This window comes from Variovorax sp. 679 (assembly GCF_003952185.1).
In the GTDB taxonomy this organism is placed as follows: Bacteria; Pseudomonadota; Gammaproteobacteria; order Burkholderiales; family Burkholderiaceae_C; genus Variovorax.
On the sequence record NZ_RXFS01000007.1, the window covers coordinates 480,198 to 498,358 of the forward strand.

An 18,161-nucleotide genomic window follows, 5' to 3' on the forward strand; every position below is an offset into this window, starting at 1 on the left:
TCCACGGGAGAACATGCACATGGCCTTGAAACTCGACCACATCGTCATCGCGGTGCACGACCTCGAACGCGCCATCGCCGACTATGGCGCACTGGGCTTCCACGTGCTGCGCGGCGGCGACCATCCGGGCCGCGCCACGCACAACGCGCTGGTGGTGTTCGGCGACGGCAGCTACTTCGAGCTCATCGCATGGCGCGAGCCTTCGCCCACCGAGCGCTGGTGGCAACTGCTGCAGAAGCACGGCGAAGGCATCGTCGACTTCGCGCTGCTGCCGCGCGACACCGCCACCACGGTCGCCGATGCGAAGGCTCGGGGCCTCGTGCTCGACGGCCCGCTAGACGGCGGTCGCGTGCGGCCCGATGGCGAACGCCTGCGCTGGCAGACGGCGCGAGCGCCTTCGGCCGACCTGCCTTTCCTGTGCGGCGACCTCACGCCGCGCGCATTGCGCGTGCCCGAGGGCGAGGTGCGCGTGCATGCCAACGGCGCGCTCGGCGTGGCGAGCCTGGCGATCGCGGTGCGCGATCTCGACGCCACGCTGGCGCGTTACCGGGCGCTGTTCGGCACGGTGTCCGGCGACGATGCCGACACGCACATCGGCGAGCCGGTGGCCGTGCCCGGCAGCAATGTGCGCGTGGCGGTGATCGTGCTGGGCGGCAGCGTGCTCGTGCTGTCGTCGCCGCGCGAGAACGGTACGCATGCAGGGGAGGGAGGCGGCACCCTTGCGCAACGCATCGCGGCGCGCGGCGAGGGGCCGTATGCGCTCGTGCTGCACACCGACAGGCCGCAGTCGACCGGTACCTTCGACCTGGCCCGCGCGCACGGCGCGCTGATCGAGCTCGACCTGCCGCCGCTGGACCGGCATGCCAGGCACGGCAGCGGCAGCGCGCGCAGCTACCAGGTCAACAGCGTGGTCGGCGGATGAGCTGACGAGGGCGCGACAGCGTTCGTCAGCCTGCGCGCTCGCGCAGCTGGAACACGTTGCCCTCGGGGTCGACGCCGTCGCAATGGCGGAAGCCGTTGAACGCCCATTCGGCCCCGGCCGGCTTCAATGAGCCGCCGGCCTCGACCGCGAGCTTGCGCGCCGCCGCAAGGCTCGCCACCGGGAAGATGAACTTCAACGCGGTGTTCTCCCTCGGCACCGGCGGCTGCGCGATCTGGACCTTTGCTGCGATCGTCGGGTTGATCGCGACAATGAAAAGCTGCAGCGATGCCGACTCGAGGCTCGTGTGGTCGGCCTCCGCGTGCATGATCGAGAGGCCCGCGACATCCGCATAGAAGGCGCCGAGGCGCGCGACGTCCTTGGCATAGATCACTGCGGCTGCCGGTGCGGCTTGTTCAGGCATACGTTCCTCCCGATGGTTTCTTCACTGTACGGCTACCTGGTTTCGATTCTGCCTGCCGGCGTGCTCGCGCTGGTGCTCCTGCTGGCCATTCCGCGTGGATTGGTCGGCGCGCGGCTGGCGGTCCACATCCTGTTCTTCATCTTCGCGCGCGATGCGATGAGCCCCGCGGGCTTCTGGCAGCTGGGCGCGGGATCGATGCGACTGACGGCCCCGGCGCCCGTGCTGCTCGCGCTGGCGGGCGTGTCGGCCGCACTGTTCGCCGGCGTGGCGTGGCTCGAGCGCGTGGAGTGGCGGCGAGGAGGGCGGCTCGTGCCTTCCGTGCTCTGGGGCTTGCTTGGCGCAGCAGTCATCACCGCGGTGGCTGCTACGCTGAAGACGGCACTGGGGCTGCCGTCGCTTCCGAAGCCCGACGCGGTCATGCTCCTGCCGATCCTGGTCTTCGCGCTGCTCGGCAACGCGTATGAAGAGCTGCTGTTCCGCGGCATGCTGCAGCAGCGCCTGGCGCAGCACATGGCGCCGATGCGCGCGGCGGTCGTGGCGGCCGTGCTGTTCAGCCTGTGCCACGCATGGCTGGCGCTGATCGTCACGCGCGTGGGGCTGCCGGTGCTGGTCTTCACGCTGATCGAAGGGCTGGTCGCGGGCCTCGTGTACCGGCGTGCGGGGTTGCTTGCGGCCACGCTGGCGCATGGTCTGGCCATTGCCGCGCTCGCAGGTGGCCTCTACTGACGCTGCGACCTCAGTGCCCGCCGAGATGCGCCTTGCGCAGCCCGGCCTGCATCTTCTTCTGCAGAGCGGCCCCGCCTTTTTCCAGCGCTTCGGCGGGAGCGCCGCTCTCTTCGGTCACTGGCCGGTATTTACGACCCCAGATGCCGATCTGCGCCACCACCGGCAGCAGGTCGATGCCCATCGGCGTGAGGCTGTAGATGGCCTTCTGCTTGTGGGTCGGGTCGTCGGCCTTGGAGAGAACGCCGTACTCGACCAGCTTGCCGAGACGCTCGGTGAGGATGTTCGAGGAGATGCCTTCCTCGGACTGCAGGAACTCGCGGAAGTGGCGCTTGCCCGCGAACATCATGTCGCGAACGATCAGCAGGCTCCACCGGTCGCCGAAGACTTCGAGCGCGAGGTTGATCGGACATGCCGACTTTTCGCTGGAGGCCATGGTGTTTCCGATCTCTTTGAAAAACTGCTTGCATTTTTGCATCAGTTGCCGAACACTTCAACCGCTTGCATTTGGCAAGCAGTATCCGAAGGAGAACCGGCATGAGAAAACTCATCCTGCAAATGCAGATGTCGGTCGACGGCTATGTGTCGCCGGCCAATGGCAGCCTCGACTGGCAGTTGTGGGGCTGGGGCGAGCGCTGGGCCTGGGACGACGCACTGAAGCGCGACTTCAACGCCGTCTTCGAAGGCATCGACACCATCCTGCTGAGCCGGCTCATCGCGCAAGAGGGCTATCTCGACCACTGGGGCCGTGCGGCAAAGAACTTTCCCGCGAATCCGCACTACGCCTTCGCGCGGAAGATCGTCGACGCGCGCAAGGTCGTGCTCACCGACAAGCTCGCTTCCTCGCGCTGGGAGCGCACTGTCATCGCGCGCGGCGGCATGGCCGAGGAGGTGAACGCGCTCAAGCGCGAGCCGGGCAAGGACATCATCACCATCGGGGGCGTGGGCTTCGCATCGGCGCTGGTCGAGGCGGGGCTGGTCGACGAGTTCCAGTTCTTCGTGAACCCCACGGCCGTGGGTGCGGGGCGCTCGGTGTTCCACGACCAGCGCAAGGGCAACAGGCTGCGGCTGCTGCGCTCCACGGCCTACGAGAGCGGGATGGTGGTCAACCGCTACGTGCCGGCCTGATGCAGGACAAGGTGCCGCACAGATACCAGCGCTTACCTGATTTCACCTGACCGCGACCTGAAGTGGTGGAAACGGACACATGCGGTCCACACAATGGACTCGTCATCAACGCATGAAGGAGTTCCGGATGAACAACACCAACTCGAAGATCATGGCCGTGGCCGCCGCTGCACTCGCGATGAGCATGGCCGCGGGAAGCGCCTTCGCGCAAGACCGCCGCTTCGACAACGGCCGCCCCGGCGGCGGCCGCTACGAGCAGCGCGACCGCAATTTCGACCGCAGGGGGCCGCATGGCGACTACTACCGCGGCAACCAGGACTTCCGCGACGGTCGCCAGTTCGATCGCCGTGGCTTCCCGCAGCCGCACACCGAATGGCGCCGTGGTGGCCGCGTGCCGCAGGAGTACCGTGGCCGCAACTACGTGGTGCAGGACTGGCGCGCCTACCGGCTGCAGCAGCCGCCCCGTGGCTATCAGTGGGTGGGCGTGGGCGGCGACTTCGTGCTGGCGGCCATTGCCACCGGCGTGATCGCGAACATCATCGCTGGCCAGTAAGCAAAGGCTCGCACCACGACAAAACCGCCACGGGCAACCGCGGCGGTTTTTCTTTTGGAGGGAACGCCGGAGCCGGTCTTCAGACCAGCGCGGTGGGCACGGACTGGGCGCAGACGTTGCGCCCCGTGATGGTCAGGCGAAGACCACCGCCGTGCCACTCGAGCCAGTTGAGGCTCACGTACGCATCGATGTCGGCGTCGTCGATGCGGTCGGCCTGTCGGCTCTGCAGCAGCTCCACCACGCCGGGCAGGCCCCGTCTGAGCCGTTCTCGCCGCTCCGCCGCATCGGCTGCCTTGAGGGCGGCCCTTGTTTGCTGTTGCTGCTGTTGCGAGGTCGACGATGCCATTGCTGATCCATTTCCAGGAAGCCAGGGAATTAACCCGAATGTACGCCGCCTGTGTGAAGCTGCAGTCTTCTTTTTTAACCTTTCTGTCGTCCCCAGTACACACCGCGCAACAGGCTCTGGACAAGCCCTAGATTTCGTAGTGCGAGGCCCTTGCTTCGTCTCCCAGAGCCTTTTCGACGACCGCGCGCGTCAGCGTGGGCGCGAACGATTCGATGAAGGCATAGACGTACTTGCGCAGGTAGGTGCCCCGCCGCACCGCCAGCTTGGTGAGGTTGATGCCGAACAGCCGCCCCGCATCGAGCGCGCGCAGCTGCGTGTCGCGCTCGGCCTCGTAGGCCACGCCGGCCACGATGCCTATGCCCAGGCCCAGTTGCACGTAGGTCTTGATCACGTCGGCGTCCATCGCGGCCAGCACGATGTTGGGCTGCAGTCCGCGCTGCTCGAAGGCCTCGTCGATGCGCGAACGGCCTGTGAAGCCCGTGTCGTAGGTGATCAGCGGATAGCGCGTGAGTGCCTCCAGCGTCAGCGGCGCGTCGAGCAGCGGGTGCCCCGGCGGCACGATCACCGAATGCGTCCAGCGGTAGCAGGGCAGGGCCACCAGCTGCGGATAGTCGCCCAGCGCCTCGGTGGCGATGCCAACGTCGGCCTCGCCGTCGAGCAGCATCTGCGCGATCTGCTTGGGCGAACCCTGGTGCAGGTGCAGCTTCACGTTCGGGAATTGCGCGCGGAATTCCTGCACCGCCACCGGCATCGCGTAGCGCGCCTGCGAGTGCGTGGCCGCCACCGAGAGCAGGCCGCTTTGCTGCGCGACGAATTCCTGGCCCGCATGCCTGAGGTTGCTGCTCTCCATCAGCATGCGCTCGATGATCGGCAGCACGTGCCCGCCGGGCTCGGTGAGCCCCGTGAGCCGCTTGCCGGCGCGCACGAAGAGCTCTATGCCGAGCTCTTCCTCGAGCTCGCGGATCTGCCGGCTCACGCCGGGCTGGGAGGTGTGAAGGGTGTGGGCGACTTCGGTCAGGTTGAAGCCGCAACGAACGGCCTCGCGTACCGAGCGCAGTTGTTGGAAGTTCATCTGGCGCGGAAGAGTCATCGAAGCCCCGGCTGGGGCCGACCGGCGATTCTCGGCAGAAGCGCTTATTCGGGGAACGATGCGTTTGTTGGTTCCACATGAGCAAAACATCTTTAAGGCCCTTCGGCTGTGGGTTTCCATCGCTTGCTTGAAGTTTCGCACGATTGTGCTAAAGTCCGCCGCATGGACGCCAAGACCCAGAAAAGCGAACTCACCCGTGCCGCCATCGTCGGCGCGGCAATGAACCTCGCGCTGGCCGAGGGCCTGGAAGCGATCACGCTGCAGGCCGTGGCCAGCAAGCTGGGCCTGTCCAAGAGCGGTGTGTTCTCCCGCGTGGGTTCGCGCGAGGCGCTGCAGAAGGCCGTCATCGAGGAATACGGCCGTGGCTTCCTGGCCGACGTGTTCGTGCCCGCCATGCAGAAGCCCAAGGGCCTGCCCCGGCTCAACGACATCGTGGGGCGCTGGATCGCCCGCATGCGCGACGTCGAGATGTACACCGGCTGCCTCTACACGGCAGGCGCCTTCGAGTTCGACGACCGCGAGGGCGAGCTGCGCGAGATGCTGCTCGGCGAAATCACCCGCTGGCGCGCCGCGCTTCGCCGCACCGTGCTGCAGGCCATCGAAACCGGCGAGCTCAAGCCCGACACCGACCCTGCCCAGCTCGTGAGCGAGATCAATGGCCTGACCATGACCCAGCTGCACGACGCGCGCTTCCTGCGCGACCCGCAGGCCGCCGACCGCGCCACGCAAACGTGGCAGCGGCTTCTTTCCAGCTACCTCGCCTGAGCGGCCGGCGTATTCACGAAGCAGGCGGATTTCCCGCGCTTTCATTTGCCAGAATTTCGCACAGTCGTGCGATAAAAAGGAGAAGCACCATGCTGATCATTGCCCTCTTGCTTGCCGCCTATGCGGCCGTCCTTGGCGTCAGGAGCCTTCGCGACACCCTGAGCAGCCTGCCCCGCAGCAACGGGGACTGGGTCTGGTACTGAACGCCCGCGAGGAACGCCACGCCATGACGAGCACTTCCACCCCGGCTGCCGGCCACGCCGCGCAGTCGAACTACTACCGGCCCAGTCGCACGATGCGCGCGCTGCGCTTCGGCCTGACCGCCTCGCAGCGCCTCTGGCCTGCGCTGGGCGTGCGGGCCGCCTACCGCCTGTTCGGCACGCCGCTGCCGCCCAAGTGGCTCTATCGCGGCCAGGGCCCCGGTGCCGAATGGCGGCGCGAAGGGTGGGCCTTCGAGGACGCGAGCGTCGGTATCTATCACCTCGCCGAGCAGGACTCGGGCGCCGAGTCGGCACCCGTGGTGCTGCTGGTGCACGGCTGGGGCGGGCATGCGGGGCAGATGCTGCCGCTTGCGCAGGCCGTGGCGGCGGCAGGACTTCGGCCTGTGCTGCTCGAACTGCCGGCGCACGGCCGCAGCGCCGGGATGATGAGCAACTCGCCACAGTTCGCGCGCGCCATCGCCTATGTCGCGGCCCGGCTCGCGGCGGACGGTCATGCACTGCGTGCAGCCGTCGCCCATTCGCTTGGTGCGAACGGACTGGCCCTGGCCGCCGCGCGCGGCCTGTCGGCAGAGCGCATCGTGCTGCTCGCGCCGCCGGCCTCGCCGCGCGACTACACGCGCTACTTCGCGCACACCTTCGGCCTCAATGAAGCCACCCGGCTGGCGATGCAGCGGTTGTTCAAATCGCGCGAAGGCGTGCTGATGCAGCAGCTCGAACCTGCGGCCGTGGGCCCGCGCATCGCGCAGCCCACGCTGATCGTGCACGACCGCGACGACCGCGTGAATCGCTTCGCCGACGCGGAGGCTTACCGCGACGCGATTGCAGGCGCACGGCTCGTCGCCACGCAGGGCTGGGGGCATCGCCGCATCCTCAAGGAAGCCGAGGTGCTGGAGCAGGTGTCGCGCTTCGTGGCGGCGGACTGAACCGGAGGGGCTACCAGGTGGGGTGGATCGGCGTGAACACCGGCTTGAACAGGTGCCGCCGCACGATCTCCCCATATCCCCGGTAGTAGAAGTTGCCGTTCGCCTCCAGCACCGCCGCGCGGTGCCTGCGGAAGTACACCGGTATCTCGTACCACGGCATGGTCGGCGCGCGATGGTGCACGTGGTGCAGGTTGTTGAAGAGGTACAGCAGCCCGAACACGAGGTTCGATTCCACGATGGCCACGCGCTCGTGCGGCGTGTCGGCCCAGCGGTGTTCGGTGAAGGTGCGCAGCGAGCCCAGCATCATCCCGGGGTACACGAAGTACAGCAGGTACTCGCCCAGGCTCATGCCGCAGACGGCGATCACGTAGTACAGCACCGGCGCCACGCTCAGCGCATGCCAGAACCACGTCGGCAGGCGCGAGAAGTCGCCCGCGAGCACCCGTCCGGTTTCGAAGCGCACCAGCTTCCACAGCCGCAGGAACGGCCCCAGCACCACGCGGAACGCGATCGTCTGGTTGGCCATGTAGATCCAGCGCCATACCGGGCCATAGCCCTGCCACGCCGGCGCGGAGTGATAGGCGCTCTCGGTGTCGCGCTCCGGGTGCGTGAGGTGGTAGTTGACGTGGTGCGAACTGTGGCCGCGGTTGTAGAACGGATACGGCAGCCACAGGTTCAGCGGCGGCCACACCACCGCGTGGCGCAGCCATTTCGGCAGGTGGCGCATCGCGTGGATGCTCTCGTGCTGCAGCGAGAAATGCAGCTGCGCGAGAAAGCCGCCGACGATGAACAGCGCCCAGCCCGGAAGCGCCGCGTGCCACCACACCAGCGCCGCCCAAGCCGCATAGAGTGCTGCGGCCAGCAGCAGCGTGGGCACTTCGTAGTGCCACCACCAGTGCCGGCGGGCAGGCGCTTTCTCGGGAAGGGATGCGGCAGTCGATGTCATGGCGAGGAATGGGACTGCGATGCTAGGTAGCAAGCGACCGTTTGCATGCGCGCTTTTCGCATAAGCATGGGCGTGAAACTTCGTTCTGCCCCGTAGAGGTGCGGCCTACGCTCCTTGGCTTTGCCGCATTCCTGCCGGCCGCTCCGCTCCCCATGAAGAACTTCCTCACCCGCCTCGCGCTGGCATTGCTCGTAGCGCTGTCCGTCGACGTGCAGATCCACGCCGCCACGCTGGACGACTACCCGACCAGGACCATCCGCCTTGTCGTGCCATACCCGGCCGGAGGCATCGCCGACAAGATCGCCCGCGAGGTCTCCGAGCAGCTCCAGCAGCGGCTCAGGCAGCCGGTGGTGGTCGAGAACCGCAGCGGCGCGGCGGGCAACATCGGCTTCGACTACGTGGCACGCCAGCCGGCCGACGGCTACACGCTGCTGCTCGCGCCGGCCTCCAACCTCACGGTGCAGCCGGCGCTCTTCAAGCAGCTGAGCTACGACCTCTCGCGCGACTTCACGCCCGTGTCGCTGCTCGTGCAGACGCCGCAGGTGCTGCTGGTGAACCCGAAGCTGCCCGTGGTCAGCCCGCGCGAGCTGATCGACTACTCGAAGAAGAACCCCGGCAAGGTCAACTACGGCATCAGCGTGGGTGCCTATTCGCACCTCGCGGGCGAGCTGCTGAAGACTCAGACCGGCGCCGACTTCACCGCCATTCCCTACCAGGGCAGCGCTCCGGCCATCAACGACCTGCTCGCGGGCCAGACCCAGTTCATCTTCAACGAGGTGGTCACGGCCATTCCCTTCGTGAAGGCCGGCACGCTCAAGCCGTTGGCGGTGGCCTATCGCACGCGCGCGCCCTGGCTGCCCGACGTGCCCACCACCGCCGAGGCCGGCCTGCCCGACTTCGAGGTCACGTCCTGGTACGGCGTGGTGGTGCGCAGCGGCACACCCGCGCCGCTGGTGCAGCGCCTGTCGCGCGAGCTGCGCGACATCGTGCAGACGGCCGACTTCAGGAAGCGCTACGACGACATCGGCGCCTTCACCGTGGGCAGCTCGCCGGAAGACTTCGCGCGCTTCATCCAGACCGAGACCGTCAAGTGGACCGCGGTGGTGAAGCAGGCCGGCATCCAGCCCAATTGAGCGGCAGGCCCCGGAGAATGCGCGCATGAGCACGCCCCCGAAGAATGCCGTCGCGCCCGGCGAGCTGTGGGCCCTGCTGCTGGCAGAGCCCGCGACCGAGCTCGCGCTGCTCGACGTGCGCGAGACGCGCTGGTTCGTGCAGCGCCACCTGAACCTCGCGCGCAACGTACCTTTCAGCGGCCTCGAATTGCAGGTCGGTGCACTGGTGCCGCGCCGTTCCACGCCGGTGGTGCTCTACGACGACTACGACGCGCCCGACGGTGCCGCGCAGGCGGCATCGGCCGTGCTCGCGCGCCTGGGCTACACCGACGTGCGCACGCTCGACGGCGGCCTGCAGCGCTGGGTGACCGAGGGACTGCCCGCCATCGACGGCTACGGCACGCTGGTGAAGGCTTTCGGCGACCGCGCACGGATGCACTACGGCACGCCGGGCTTGCCGGTGGAGGCGTTGCGTGCGCGCCTGCGCGAAGGCCGTCCGACCACGCTGGTCGATGCGAGGCCGCGCGCGGAGTTCGAATTCCTCTCGCTGCCCGGCGCGCGCAACCATCCTGGCACCGAGCTGGCGCTGCGCCGCTTCGAGCCGCCCAAGACTGATGCAGGCCATCTCTGGGCCATCAACTGCTTCAGCCGCACGCGCGGCATCGTCGGCGCGACCACGCTTCGGCTGCTCGGTCGCGCGAGCGAAGCGGTGTTCGTCGAGGACGGCGTCATGGACTGGGGCCTGCGGGGCGCGCCCACCGTGCAGAACGCGGCGCCTGACGACGAGCTGCCGCCCGAATCTTCCGAGGTGCTGCGCGGTCTCGCCGACGAACTGCTCGCGCGCTTCGCGCTGCCCGTGGCCGACGCCGCACAGCTCGCTAGTTGGCGCGAGGACGGCGAGCGCACCCTCTACGTCTTCGACGTGCGGCCCGAACCCGATCCCGCCTTCGCGGGCACCGGCCTGCGCCAGGTGCCCGGCGGCCAATTGCTCATGCACTTCGAGAACCTCGTGGGCACGCGCGGCGCGCGCATCGTGCTGGTCGACGACCCCGTCCACCGCCTGCGCGCGGCCATCACCGCCTTCTGGCTCACGCAGTTGGGCCAGGCCGAGGTGTATGTGTACGACGGCGAACTCACGCCTCTGCAGGCCCCGCCGGACTTTTCCGCAACCATCGATGGCGCCCCGCCGCCGCTCGCCCCCGAGGCATTGGCCCAGCTGCGCAGGAACGGCGCCGTCACCGTGATCGACGTCGGCCCCAGCCTCGACTACGAGCGCGGCCACCTGCCGGGCGCGCTCTACATGCTGCCGGCATCGCTCGCGCCGCTGGCCGCGCACGCGATGGCCGGCCGCACGCTGGTCTTCGCCTCGCCCGACGGCACGGCCGCCGCCCGCGTGGCGCGCGATGCGCACCGGCGTTGGCCGGATTCGGGCGCGGTGTTCACCTGGCTCCAGGGCGGAACGCAGGGCTGGAAGGCTTCGGGAAGGCCGCTGACGGAGGCCTTCGTGCCGGCCCAGCAACTCACCCCCTTCGACGACGACTGGGGCTCGGTGATGCGCGTCTTCGGTCCGCGCCGCGATGCGGCCTGGGCCGACTACCTCGCGTGGGAGCGCGCATTGTCCGGACGGGTCCTGCAGGACCCGTCCGTTCGCTTCAACTTCTTTCCGCTCAGCGCCCCGGCGCCGGAACCGGGTCGGGCAGCTCGATCTTGATGTCGAGCACCTCGAGGTTGTCCTGGGTCTCCAGGTTGACCTTGATGTCGTCCGCGTTGATCGACACGTACTTCGAAATCACCGCCACCAGCTCGCGCTGGAGTTCGGGCAGGTAGTCGGGCCGCTTCTTGCCGCTGAGGCTCGAGCGCTCGTGGGCGAGGATGATCTGCAGCCGCTCCTTCGCGACGCTCGCAGTCTTCTTCTTTTCGCCCAGCAGGAACGAGAGAAAGGACATGGGCTACTTGCTCCCGAAAATGCGCTTGAAGAAGCCCGGCTTCTCGGCGTCGACGAAGCGCATCGGCTTCTCTTCGCCCAGGAAGCGCGCCACCACGTCGCTGTAGGCCTGCGCCACGTCGGTGTCCTTGTCGTGGATCGCGGGCACGCCCTGGTTGGAGGCATGCAGCACGCTTTCCGACTCGGGGATCACGCCGATCAGCTTGATGCGCAGGATGTCCTGGATGTCTTCGAGCGAGAGCATCTGCCCGCCCGCCACCCGGTTCGGGTTGTAGCGGGTGATGAGCAGATGCTCCTTGATGGGATCGCCGCCTTCCTTGGCGCGCTTGGTCTTGCTGCTGAGCATGCCCAGGATGCGGTCCGAGTCGCGCACCGAGGAGACCTCGGGGTTGGTGACCACCAGCGCCTCGTCGGCGAAGTGCATCGCCATCATGGCGCCGGTCTCGATGCCCGCGGGCGAGTCGCAGACGATGTATTCGAAGTCCATCGCGGCGAGGTCGGTCAGCACCTTCTCGACGCCTTCCTGCGTGAGCGCTTCCTTGTCGCGCGTCTGCGAGGCGGCCAGCACGAACAGGTTGTCGCACTGCTTGTCCTTGATGAGCGCCTGGCTCAGGTTGGCTTCGCCCTGGATGACGTTGATCAGGTCGTACACCACGCGGCGTTCGCAGCCCATGATCAGGTCCAGGTTGCGCAGGCCCACGTCGAAGTCGATCACGGCCGTCTTCTTGCCCGCGAGCGCGAGGCCCGACGCGAAGCTGGCGCTCGTCGTCGTCTTGCCGACGCCGCCCTTGCCCGAAGTCACCACCACAATTTTGGCCATGGCCATTCCTTCTTGTTTCGATTCAGTTGTTGGTTGTCAGGGTCGCCGCGTTCCGTGATCGGGTTCGATCAGGGAATCGGGTCGATCACTATTTTTTTGCCGTCCAGGCGAACCTGGGCCGATTTTCCCAGCACCGAGTCGGGCAGCGGCACCTCGTTGGTCCGGTAGGTGCCGGCGATGGCCACCAGCTGCGCTTCCATGCAGGTCGAGAAGATCCGCGCCTCGGTGTTGCCGCGCGCGCCGGCAATGGCCTTGCCGCGCAGCGGTGCGTACACGTGCACGTTGCCGTCGGCGATGACTTCGGCACCGAAGCTCACCACGGCGGTCACCACCACGTCGCCGCCGCGGGCGTAGACCTGCTGGCCCGAGCGCAGCGGCTTGTCGATCAGCAGCGTGCCGTTGGCCGGCACCGGCACCTCGCGCACGATCTGCGGGGCTTCGGAAGCGGGGGGCTCGGCCGGCGGGGCCGGTGCACGGGGCGCAGGGGCCGCGGGCATGGCCGCCACCGAGAGGCCGGCGGCGCGCGCCGCGGCGTTCTGGGCGTCGTTGCCGCCGCGCACCGCGATGGGCTGCGTCTGGTGGCGCGCCAGCAGGCCGCGCAGGGCGGCGAAGTCGATGTCGCCGTCGCCTCCCTCCGCTTCCTGCAGCAGCGAGAGGTCGATCACCACCGGCTCCTGCTCGAAGAAGTCGGGCGAATCCGCCAGCTGGGCGTCGAGTGCCTCGGCCAGCACGTCCAGGTCGGACGTCTTGAGGATCACTGCGATCAGCGGCAGCGTGGCGCTCTTGAATTCGAAAACCGCCTTGGTGCGCGCGGCGGAGACATCGGCCATTGGGAAAACGTCGGTGCGAAAAGCGTTGGAGTCTAACGGGCGCGGGCCAAACGCCGGTGAAGGGGCCCTTCCTCAGGCCCTCCGGCAAACACTTCTTTCATGAGGTTACCAAGCTAACCCCCAGGCTTCGCGGTACTTCGTAGCGCTTCGCCAACCCCCTTGCAGGGGGCGATACCGGTGGCCCGGCAAAGCCGGTTCCACGGTATCCCTGGAAGGTTCGCCTTCGGCTCAGTTCTTCGAGCGGCCCAGCAGCGCGTAGAGAATGATCGCCCCGAAGGTCGCGCAGCCGATGCCGCCGAGCGCGAAATCGCCGAACTTCAGCGTGAAGTCGCCCGTGCCGACGATCAGCGTGATGGCCGCCACGATCAGGTTCTTGTTTTGCGAGAAATCGACCTTGTTGTCGACCCAGATCTTGGCGCCCGCGATCGCGATCAGCCCGAACACCACGATGCTCACGCCGCCCATCACCGGCAGCGGAATGGCCTGGATCAGCGCGCCGAACTTCGGGCTGAAGCCCAGCACCAGCGCGATGACGGCCGCCACCACGAACACGGCGGTGGAGTAGATGCGCGTGGCCGCCATCACGCCGATGTTCTCGGCGTAGGTGGTCACGCCCGTGCCGCCTGCGGCGCCGCTCACCACCGTGGCGATGCCGTCGCCGATGAAGGCGCGGCCCATGTACGGGTCGAGGTTGCGGCCCGTCATGGCCGTCACCGCCTTCAGGTGACCGAGGTTCTCGGCCACCAGGATGATCGCCACGGGCGCGATCAGCAGCATCGCGTTGGCCGTGAACACCGGCGCCGTGAAGGTCGGCATGCCGAACCAGGCCGCGTTGGCGATGCCGCTCAGGTCCACCGGCTTGCCCATGCCCAGTCCGTTGGTCAGCGCGGCGTAGACCAGCGTGGCCAGGATCAGCCCCACCAGGATCAGCAGGCGCTGCAGCATGCCGCGCGTGAACACCGCCACCAGGCCCACGCAGAGGAAGGTCACGGCCTGCATCCAGGCGTCGAAGTTGCCGGCCGCCATGTTCTTGACCGGCACGCTCGCCAGGTTGAGCCCGATCACCGCCACCACCGCGCCCGTGACCACCGGCGGCATGAAGCGTTCGATCCAGCCCGTGCCGACGGCCTGCACGATGGCCCCGATCAGGATGTACACCACCCCGCAGGCCACGATGCCGCCCAGCGCCACCGCGATGTTGGCGTTGGGGCCCTTGCCCGCGTAGCCGCTGGCCGCGATCACCACGCCGATGAAGGCGAAGCTCGAGCCCAGGTAGCTGGGCACCTTGCCGCCGGTGACGAAGTAGAAGATCAGCGTGCCGATGCCGCTCATCAGGATCGCGATGTTGGGGTTGAAGCCCATCAGGATCGGCGCGAGCACCGTGGCTCCGAACATCGCGATGACGTGCTGCACGCCCATGGCGCCGGTCTGCAGCCAGGGCAGCCGCTCGTCGGGCGCGATGACCGCGCCGTTGGCCAGCGCGGACGCGGGCCGTTCAGTCCAGTTGAACATTCTTCTTTCTCCTCTTGTTGGGGTGTTGTGCGCGGTGGGGCCCGGAACGCTCCGGCTTTCCCGGGGCGTGATTGTGGGCGAGGAACACCGCCCTGAACACCGGCGCCACCCTGTGCCGGAGAAAGAAAAAGAACAGGGGAGAGGCGCCGCTCAGCGCGGCTGCAGCACCGCCATCGTGATGCGCGACACGCAGGTCAGCTCGCCCGCCTCGTTCGTCAGGTCGATCTGCCAGACCTGCGTGGTGCGCCCCCGGTGCACCGGCCGCGCCGTGCCGATCACCCAGCCGCTGGTGACCGAGCGGATGTGGTTGGCGTTGATGTCCAGGCCCACGGCCCGGTCGCCCTCGGGGGCCGAGTAGTGGGCGCCGCAGGAGCCCAGCGTCTCGGCCAGCACCACCGACACGCCGCCGTGCAGGATGCCGTAGGGCTGGCGGGTGCGCTCGTCCACCGGGCAGCGGGCGCGGATGAAGTCGTCGCCCACCTCCAGGAACTCCATGCCCAGCGTCGAGACGGCGGTGCCCACGTGGTTGCGCGTCAGCGCCTCGACGGAGATCTCTTTTTTCCAGATACGCATTCGGTGCTTCTTTCTTGCCTGTAACAGAGTGGCCAAAACTATAGCGATGGCGACTGACAAACCGAGTCGCCTTTGCGTGCTACCTTGCGCCGATGAAGCGCCCCCTCCGCCGCTGGCTCGCCGGCATCGCCATCGCGTTGCTGCTGAGCATCGGCGCGCTGGTGTGGGTGGTGGCCACGCGCCTGCCCACCGACGACGAGGTGGCCGCGAAGATCGCCGAAGGCTTCGAGAAGCGCTTCGGCGTCGCCCTGAAGATCGGTGGCGCCCACTGGACGCTGCTGCCGATGCCCGTGCTGGTGCTGTCCGACATCGCCACCGACCAGCCGCGACCCATCACCCTGCGCCGCCTCACCCTGCAGCTGCAGCCCGTGCCGCTGCTGCAGCGCGTCATTGCCGTGGACGACATCGAGATCGAGGGCCTGGTGCTGCCGCGTGCCTCGGTGCAGGCGTTCCGCGGCAAGGGGCCGAAACCGCAGGAGGGGGGCGGGGGCGTCGTCGCGCTGCCCGCGCCATGGACGCTCGCGCCCGTGCCCGTGGAACAGCTGCGCTGGCGTGACGTGACATGGATCGACCGGCGCGACATCGCGCTGGCCTACGACGGCGACATCCGCTTCGACCCCGGCTGGCGCCCGCGCCAGGCCCGGGTCGAGCGCTCCGGCCTGACACCGCCCGCGCGCCTGCGCCTCGACCGCCAGGCCGGGCAGGACCGCTGGCGCACCCGCATCGACGCGGGCGGCGGCACCTGGAACGGCGTCTCCCGCCTCGAGACCCAGCCCGACGGCAAGCTCCAGCTCTCGGCCGACCTGGAGCCGCGCCAGATCGACATCGAGAGCCTGGCGCAGGCCTTCGGCCGCAGCACCTCGGTGGCCGGCAAGTTCTCGGGCAACACCACGCTGGTGGCCGAGGCGGGCAGCGCCGACGAACTGGGCGCGCTGATCCGCAGCCTGCACACCCGCACCACCTTCTCGGTGCAGCCCGCCACGCTCACCAGGCTGGACGTGGCCAAGGCCGTCACCACCGCGGGCATCAGCCGCGGCGGCACCACCACGCTGGAAGAACTCAGCGGCACGCTCGACACCCAGGGCACCGAGGACGGCGTGGTGCTGCAGTACAGCAACCTCAAGGCCCGCTCGGGCGTGCTCAAGGCCAGCGGCAACCTGAAGCTGTTCAACCGCAAGCTCGACGGCGAGATCGCGGTGGACCTCGTTGATGGCGTGGTCGGCGTGCCGTTGAAGGTGAGCGGCACCATGAGCGACCCCGAACTCTCGCTGACCGGCGCCGCGCTGACCGGCGCGGCCATCGGCAGCGCGGTGCTGCCGGGCGTGGGCACCGCCATCGGGGCGCGCGTGGGGCAGCAGGTGGAGAAGATCTTCGGCGGGGGCAAGCCGAAGAAGCCGGTGCCCAAACCCAAGGCCCGGGCCAGGCCCTAGGCAAAGGCCTTGATGGCCGCCGGCACCGTCAGCACCGCCGTGTAGTAGCCCATGAACTGCACGCCGGTGTTGAACCCGATCGCACGCGACAACAGGCCGCCCAGCAGTCCCATCGTCAGGATCACCAGCAGCCCGAGCAGCTGGCCCTCCCACACGCTGATGACCACGATCAGTCCGACGAAGGTCGCGATGATCGCCTCGTGGCTCACCTTGCGCGACACGAACAGCGCCGCGCGGCGCGCGAAGTTCATGGTGAACGGATAGGCCACCAGCGCGGCCAGGACAACCGCCAGCATGCCGTAGCCCAGGAATTCCCAGTGGTTCAGCAGGTTGTGCAGGTTGTGCGTCTGGCCGCTGGCCGCATCGATGGTGAACACCGGCGGTGCGTTGAAGAGCGGCGCGGCCGGCCCGGCGGCCACCGGGCTCAGCGGCAGGCCGATGGCGATCAGCGGGATCAGCGCCTCGGCGATGTAGGTGGCCTCGGTCACGCCGTTGCGCGCGGCCAGCGTGGTGGTGAGCCGGTGGTACGCATGCCTGATGCGCGAGCCGACCAGCTCGCCCAGCACCACCGTCATCGCCACCGGGCTGAACACGAAGGTGGCGCTGGAGATCGCCGCCGTCGCGAAGGTCCACTTCACCTGTCCGCGGTCGAGCACCTTGAACGGGTTGGGAAAGTAGCCCGACCAGCCTTTCACGTCGGGCGCCAGAGAGAAGGTGCGGACCTTGTCGCGCTTCATGCGGGCACGCGCGGCGGGCGAGATCACCGAGAACAGGTCGGCCACCAGCGGCCCGATGGCGATGCCCAGGAAGTAGCTGATGCTGAGCTTCACGCCGTATTTGCCGGTAAGGGCCTGCAGCGCCACGATCACCATCACGAAGGGCACCAGCGTCGCCACCGAGGCCCAGCGCCCGCTGGAGAAATACGCGATGGCCACCGCAGCCGCCACGAAGATCCACGGCGCCGCCTTGGTGATGGCCGCGCCGTAGGGCGCCAGCAGCACCGCGAACAGCACGGCCAGCGGCACCGCGATGAAGGCCGCGATGATCGCGCCCGACACCATCTTGCGCAGCGCGATGTGCGGCACGCCCAGGTTGCGCAGCACGTTGGCATCCTGCAGCAGCGGCGTGGCCATGGTGTCGCCCGGAATGCCGAGCAGGGCCGTTGGCACCGCGTGCGTCATGTGCTTGGCGACGGCCGCCGCCAGGAAGAAGGTGAACACGCCCACCGGCGGCACGCCGAGCAGCACCACCAGCAGTGTGAGCGGCGCGAGCGTGGTGGTCTCGTCGGTGCCCGACACGAGGCCGATGGCCGCGAACACCACGGCGCCCACGAGGCCCATGCCGGTGGCCACGAGGATCTGGTTCAGGAGCGCGGCGTCGATCATTGCGCGGCTCCTTCGACGCGCCGGGCGCGGGGCTCGTACGACGCGAACAGCTCGTGGATCTCGAGCTCCTTCATCTCGCGCACCACCACGGGCGGCAGGTCGTCCATCGAGCCGAGGCCGCCGTGTTCGGCGGCCAGCTCGGCCAGCACCTCCTCGCGCCAGCGCGGATCGGCGTCAGTACCTTCGACGACTTCGCGCTTCGGCGTGAAGAGCTTCGCGCAGATCAGGCCCGACACCACGCAGCCGCCAAGGCCGGCGAGCATCGCGTAGGCCCGCGCCAGCTCGGGCGTGCCCACGGTGCTTGCGAGCACGCGACTGGCGACGAGGTAGCCCGTGAGGCTCACCGCGACGCCGATCGCGATCGACCACGCGAGGTGGCCCAGGTCGGCCGTGTCGCCCCATATCTCCACCAGCCGCCAGCGGGCGGGCGTTGCTTCTTCTGCGTTCATTTCTCGTTGTCTCCGTCTGTGGTTGTTCCGGCGACCACCTTGCGTGGCCGCCGCGGTCTTCCGCGTT

At 68.2% G+C, this 18,161-nt stretch carries 21 protein-coding genes; 9 read left to right on the top strand and 12 right to left on the bottom strand.

Going from position 1 to position 18,161, the window contains the following annotated elements; genetic code table 11:
- Positions 1–19 precede the first annotated feature (19 nt).
- A complete protein-coding gene (locus tag EJO71_RS20700) occupies positions 20–922 on the top strand; it encodes a VOC family protein (RefSeq protein WP_125950162.1) in 903 nt (300 codons plus the stop codon).
- 25 nt (positions 923–947) lie between these two features.
- Here EJO71_RS20700 and EJO71_RS20705 read toward each other — a convergent pair whose 3' ends face one another.
- Positions 948–1,343 carry a VOC family protein gene (locus EJO71_RS20705; protein WP_125950161.1) on the bottom strand — a complete coding sequence of 132 codons (396 nt, stop codon included), beginning with the start codon at positions 1,341–1,343 and terminating at the stop codon, positions 948–950.
- Between the two features lie 12 nt (positions 1,344–1,355).
- On the opposite strand from EJO71_RS20705, the gene EJO71_RS20710 reads away from it, so the two are divergent.
- Positions 1,356–2,069, top strand: a complete 714-nt coding sequence (locus EJO71_RS20710) for a CPBP family intramembrane glutamic endopeptidase (protein WP_125950160.1) — start codon at positions 1,356–1,358, stop codon at positions 2,067–2,069.
- A gap of 10 nt (positions 2,070–2,079) precedes the next feature.
- Here the strand turns inward: EJO71_RS20710 and EJO71_RS20715 are convergent, their stop codons facing one another.
- Positions 2,080–2,502: a helix-turn-helix domain-containing protein gene (locus EJO71_RS20715; RefSeq protein WP_125950159.1), complete on the bottom strand. Its 423-nt coding sequence runs from the start codon at positions 2,500–2,502 to the stop codon at positions 2,080–2,082.
- 101 nt (positions 2,503–2,603) lie between these two features.
- Here EJO71_RS20715 and EJO71_RS20720 point away from each other — a divergent pair, with 101 nt between their 5' ends.
- On the top strand, positions 2,604–3,194 hold the full coding sequence (locus EJO71_RS20720; protein WP_125950158.1) for a dihydrofolate reductase family protein: 591 nt from the start codon (positions 2,604–2,606) through the stop codon (positions 3,192–3,194).
- 127 nt (positions 3,195–3,321) lie between these two features.
- Entirely contained in the window at positions 3,322–3,747 is a 426-nt protein-coding gene (locus EJO71_RS20725) for an RcnB family protein (protein WP_125950157.1), read from the top strand.
- A gap of 79 nt (positions 3,748–3,826) precedes the next feature.
- On the opposite strand, the gene EJO71_RS20730 is transcribed toward EJO71_RS20725, so the two are convergent.
- Positions 3,827–4,093: a hypothetical protein gene (locus EJO71_RS20730; RefSeq protein ID WP_125950156.1), complete on the bottom strand. Its 267-nt coding sequence runs from the start codon at positions 4,091–4,093 to the stop codon at positions 3,827–3,829.
- Positions 4,094–4,220: 127 nt separating this feature from the next.
- The gene (locus EJO71_RS20735) at positions 4,221–5,165 is read right to left on the bottom strand and encodes a CysB family HTH-type transcriptional regulator (protein WP_125950155.1); all 945 of its coding nucleotides are present in this window, start codon (positions 5,163–5,165) and stop codon (positions 4,221–4,223) included.
- Between the two features lie 180 nt (positions 5,166–5,345).
- Here EJO71_RS20735 and EJO71_RS20740 point away from each other — a divergent pair, with 180 nt between their 5' ends.
- Positions 5,346–5,948 carry a TetR family transcriptional regulator gene (locus EJO71_RS20740; protein WP_125950154.1) on the top strand — a complete coding sequence of 201 codons (603 nt, stop codon included), beginning with the start codon at positions 5,346–5,348 and terminating at the stop codon, positions 5,946–5,948.
- Between the two features lie 226 nt (positions 5,949–6,174).
- Positions 6,175–7,092, top strand: a complete 918-nt coding sequence (locus EJO71_RS20745) for an alpha/beta hydrolase (RefSeq protein WP_125950153.1) — start codon at positions 6,175–6,177, stop codon at positions 7,090–7,092.
- A 10-nt stretch (positions 7,093–7,102) separates the two neighbouring features.
- Here the strand turns inward: EJO71_RS20745 and EJO71_RS20750 are convergent, their stop codons facing one another.
- On the bottom strand, positions 7,103–8,038 hold the full coding sequence (locus EJO71_RS20750) for a fatty acid desaturase (RefSeq protein ID WP_125950152.1): 936 nt from the start codon (positions 8,036–8,038) through the stop codon (positions 7,103–7,105).
- 152 nt (positions 8,039–8,190) lie between these two features.
- On the opposite strand from EJO71_RS20750, the gene EJO71_RS20755 reads away from it, so the two are divergent.
- Together EJO71_RS20755 and EJO71_RS20760 are read left to right on the top strand one after the other, a co-directional pair.
- Positions 8,191–9,171, top strand: a complete 981-nt coding sequence (locus EJO71_RS20755; RefSeq protein ID WP_125950151.1) for a tripartite tricarboxylate transporter substrate binding protein — start codon at positions 8,191–8,193, stop codon at positions 9,169–9,171.
- A 25-nt stretch (positions 9,172–9,196) separates the two neighbouring features.
- The gene (locus tag EJO71_RS20760) at positions 9,197–10,861 is read left to right on the top strand and encodes a rhodanese-like domain-containing protein (protein WP_125950150.1); all 1,665 of its coding nucleotides are present in this window, start codon (positions 9,197–9,199) and stop codon (positions 10,859–10,861) included.
- On the opposite strand, the gene minE is transcribed toward EJO71_RS20760, so the two are convergent.
- The 5 genes from minE to EJO71_RS20790 all read right to left on the bottom strand — a co-directional run bounded on the left by minE (position 10,818) and on the right by EJO71_RS20790 (position 14,830).
- Entirely contained in the window at positions 10,818–11,096 is a 279-nt protein-coding gene (gene minE, locus EJO71_RS20765) for a cell division topological specificity factor MinE (RefSeq protein WP_093195747.1), read from the bottom strand. The two genes, EJO71_RS20760 and minE, sit on opposite strands and share 44 nt — an antisense overlap.
- A 3-nt stretch (positions 11,097–11,099) precedes the next feature.
- Positions 11,100–11,915 carry a septum site-determining protein MinD gene (minD, locus tag EJO71_RS20770; RefSeq protein ID WP_125950149.1) on the bottom strand — a complete coding sequence of 272 codons (816 nt, stop codon included), beginning with the start codon at positions 11,913–11,915 and terminating at the stop codon, positions 11,100–11,102.
- A gap of 68 nt (positions 11,916–11,983) precedes the next feature.
- Positions 11,984–12,745 carry a septum site-determining protein MinC gene (minC, locus tag EJO71_RS20775; RefSeq protein WP_125950148.1) on the bottom strand — a complete coding sequence of 254 codons (762 nt, stop codon included), beginning with the start codon at positions 12,743–12,745 and terminating at the stop codon, positions 11,984–11,986.
- 228 nt (positions 12,746–12,973) lie between these two features.
- Positions 12,974–14,257, bottom strand: a complete 1,284-nt coding sequence (locus EJO71_RS20785; RefSeq protein WP_125950147.1) for a solute carrier family 23 protein — start codon at positions 14,255–14,257, stop codon at positions 12,974–12,976.
- A 150-nt stretch (positions 14,258–14,407) separates the two neighbouring features.
- The gene (locus EJO71_RS20790) at positions 14,408–14,830 is read right to left on the bottom strand and encodes a hotdog fold thioesterase (RefSeq protein WP_093195743.1); all 423 of its coding nucleotides are present in this window, start codon (positions 14,828–14,830) and stop codon (positions 14,408–14,410) included.
- A 92-nt stretch (positions 14,831–14,922) separates the two neighbouring features.
- Here EJO71_RS20790 and EJO71_RS20795 point away from each other — a divergent pair, with 92 nt between their 5' ends.
- The gene (locus EJO71_RS20795) at positions 14,923–16,260 is read left to right on the top strand and encodes a hypothetical protein (RefSeq protein ID WP_125950146.1); all 1,338 of its coding nucleotides are present in this window, start codon (positions 14,923–14,925) and stop codon (positions 16,258–16,260) included.
- On the opposite strand, the gene EJO71_RS20800 is transcribed toward EJO71_RS20795, so the two are convergent.
- Both EJO71_RS20800 and EJO71_RS20805 read right to left on the bottom strand, forming a co-directional pair.
- On the bottom strand, positions 16,257–17,645 hold the full coding sequence (locus EJO71_RS20800) for a tripartite tricarboxylate transporter permease (protein WP_125950145.1): 1,389 nt from the start codon (positions 17,643–17,645) through the stop codon (positions 16,257–16,259). The two genes, EJO71_RS20795 and EJO71_RS20800, sit on opposite strands and share 4 nt — an antisense overlap.
- Positions 17,642–18,094: a hypothetical protein gene (locus EJO71_RS20805; RefSeq protein ID WP_125950144.1), complete on the bottom strand. Its 453-nt coding sequence runs from the start codon at positions 18,092–18,094 to the stop codon at positions 17,642–17,644. The genes EJO71_RS20800 and EJO71_RS20805 overlap by 4 nt, the downstream gene beginning before the upstream one ends.
- Positions 18,095–18,161 lie beyond the last annotated feature (67 nt).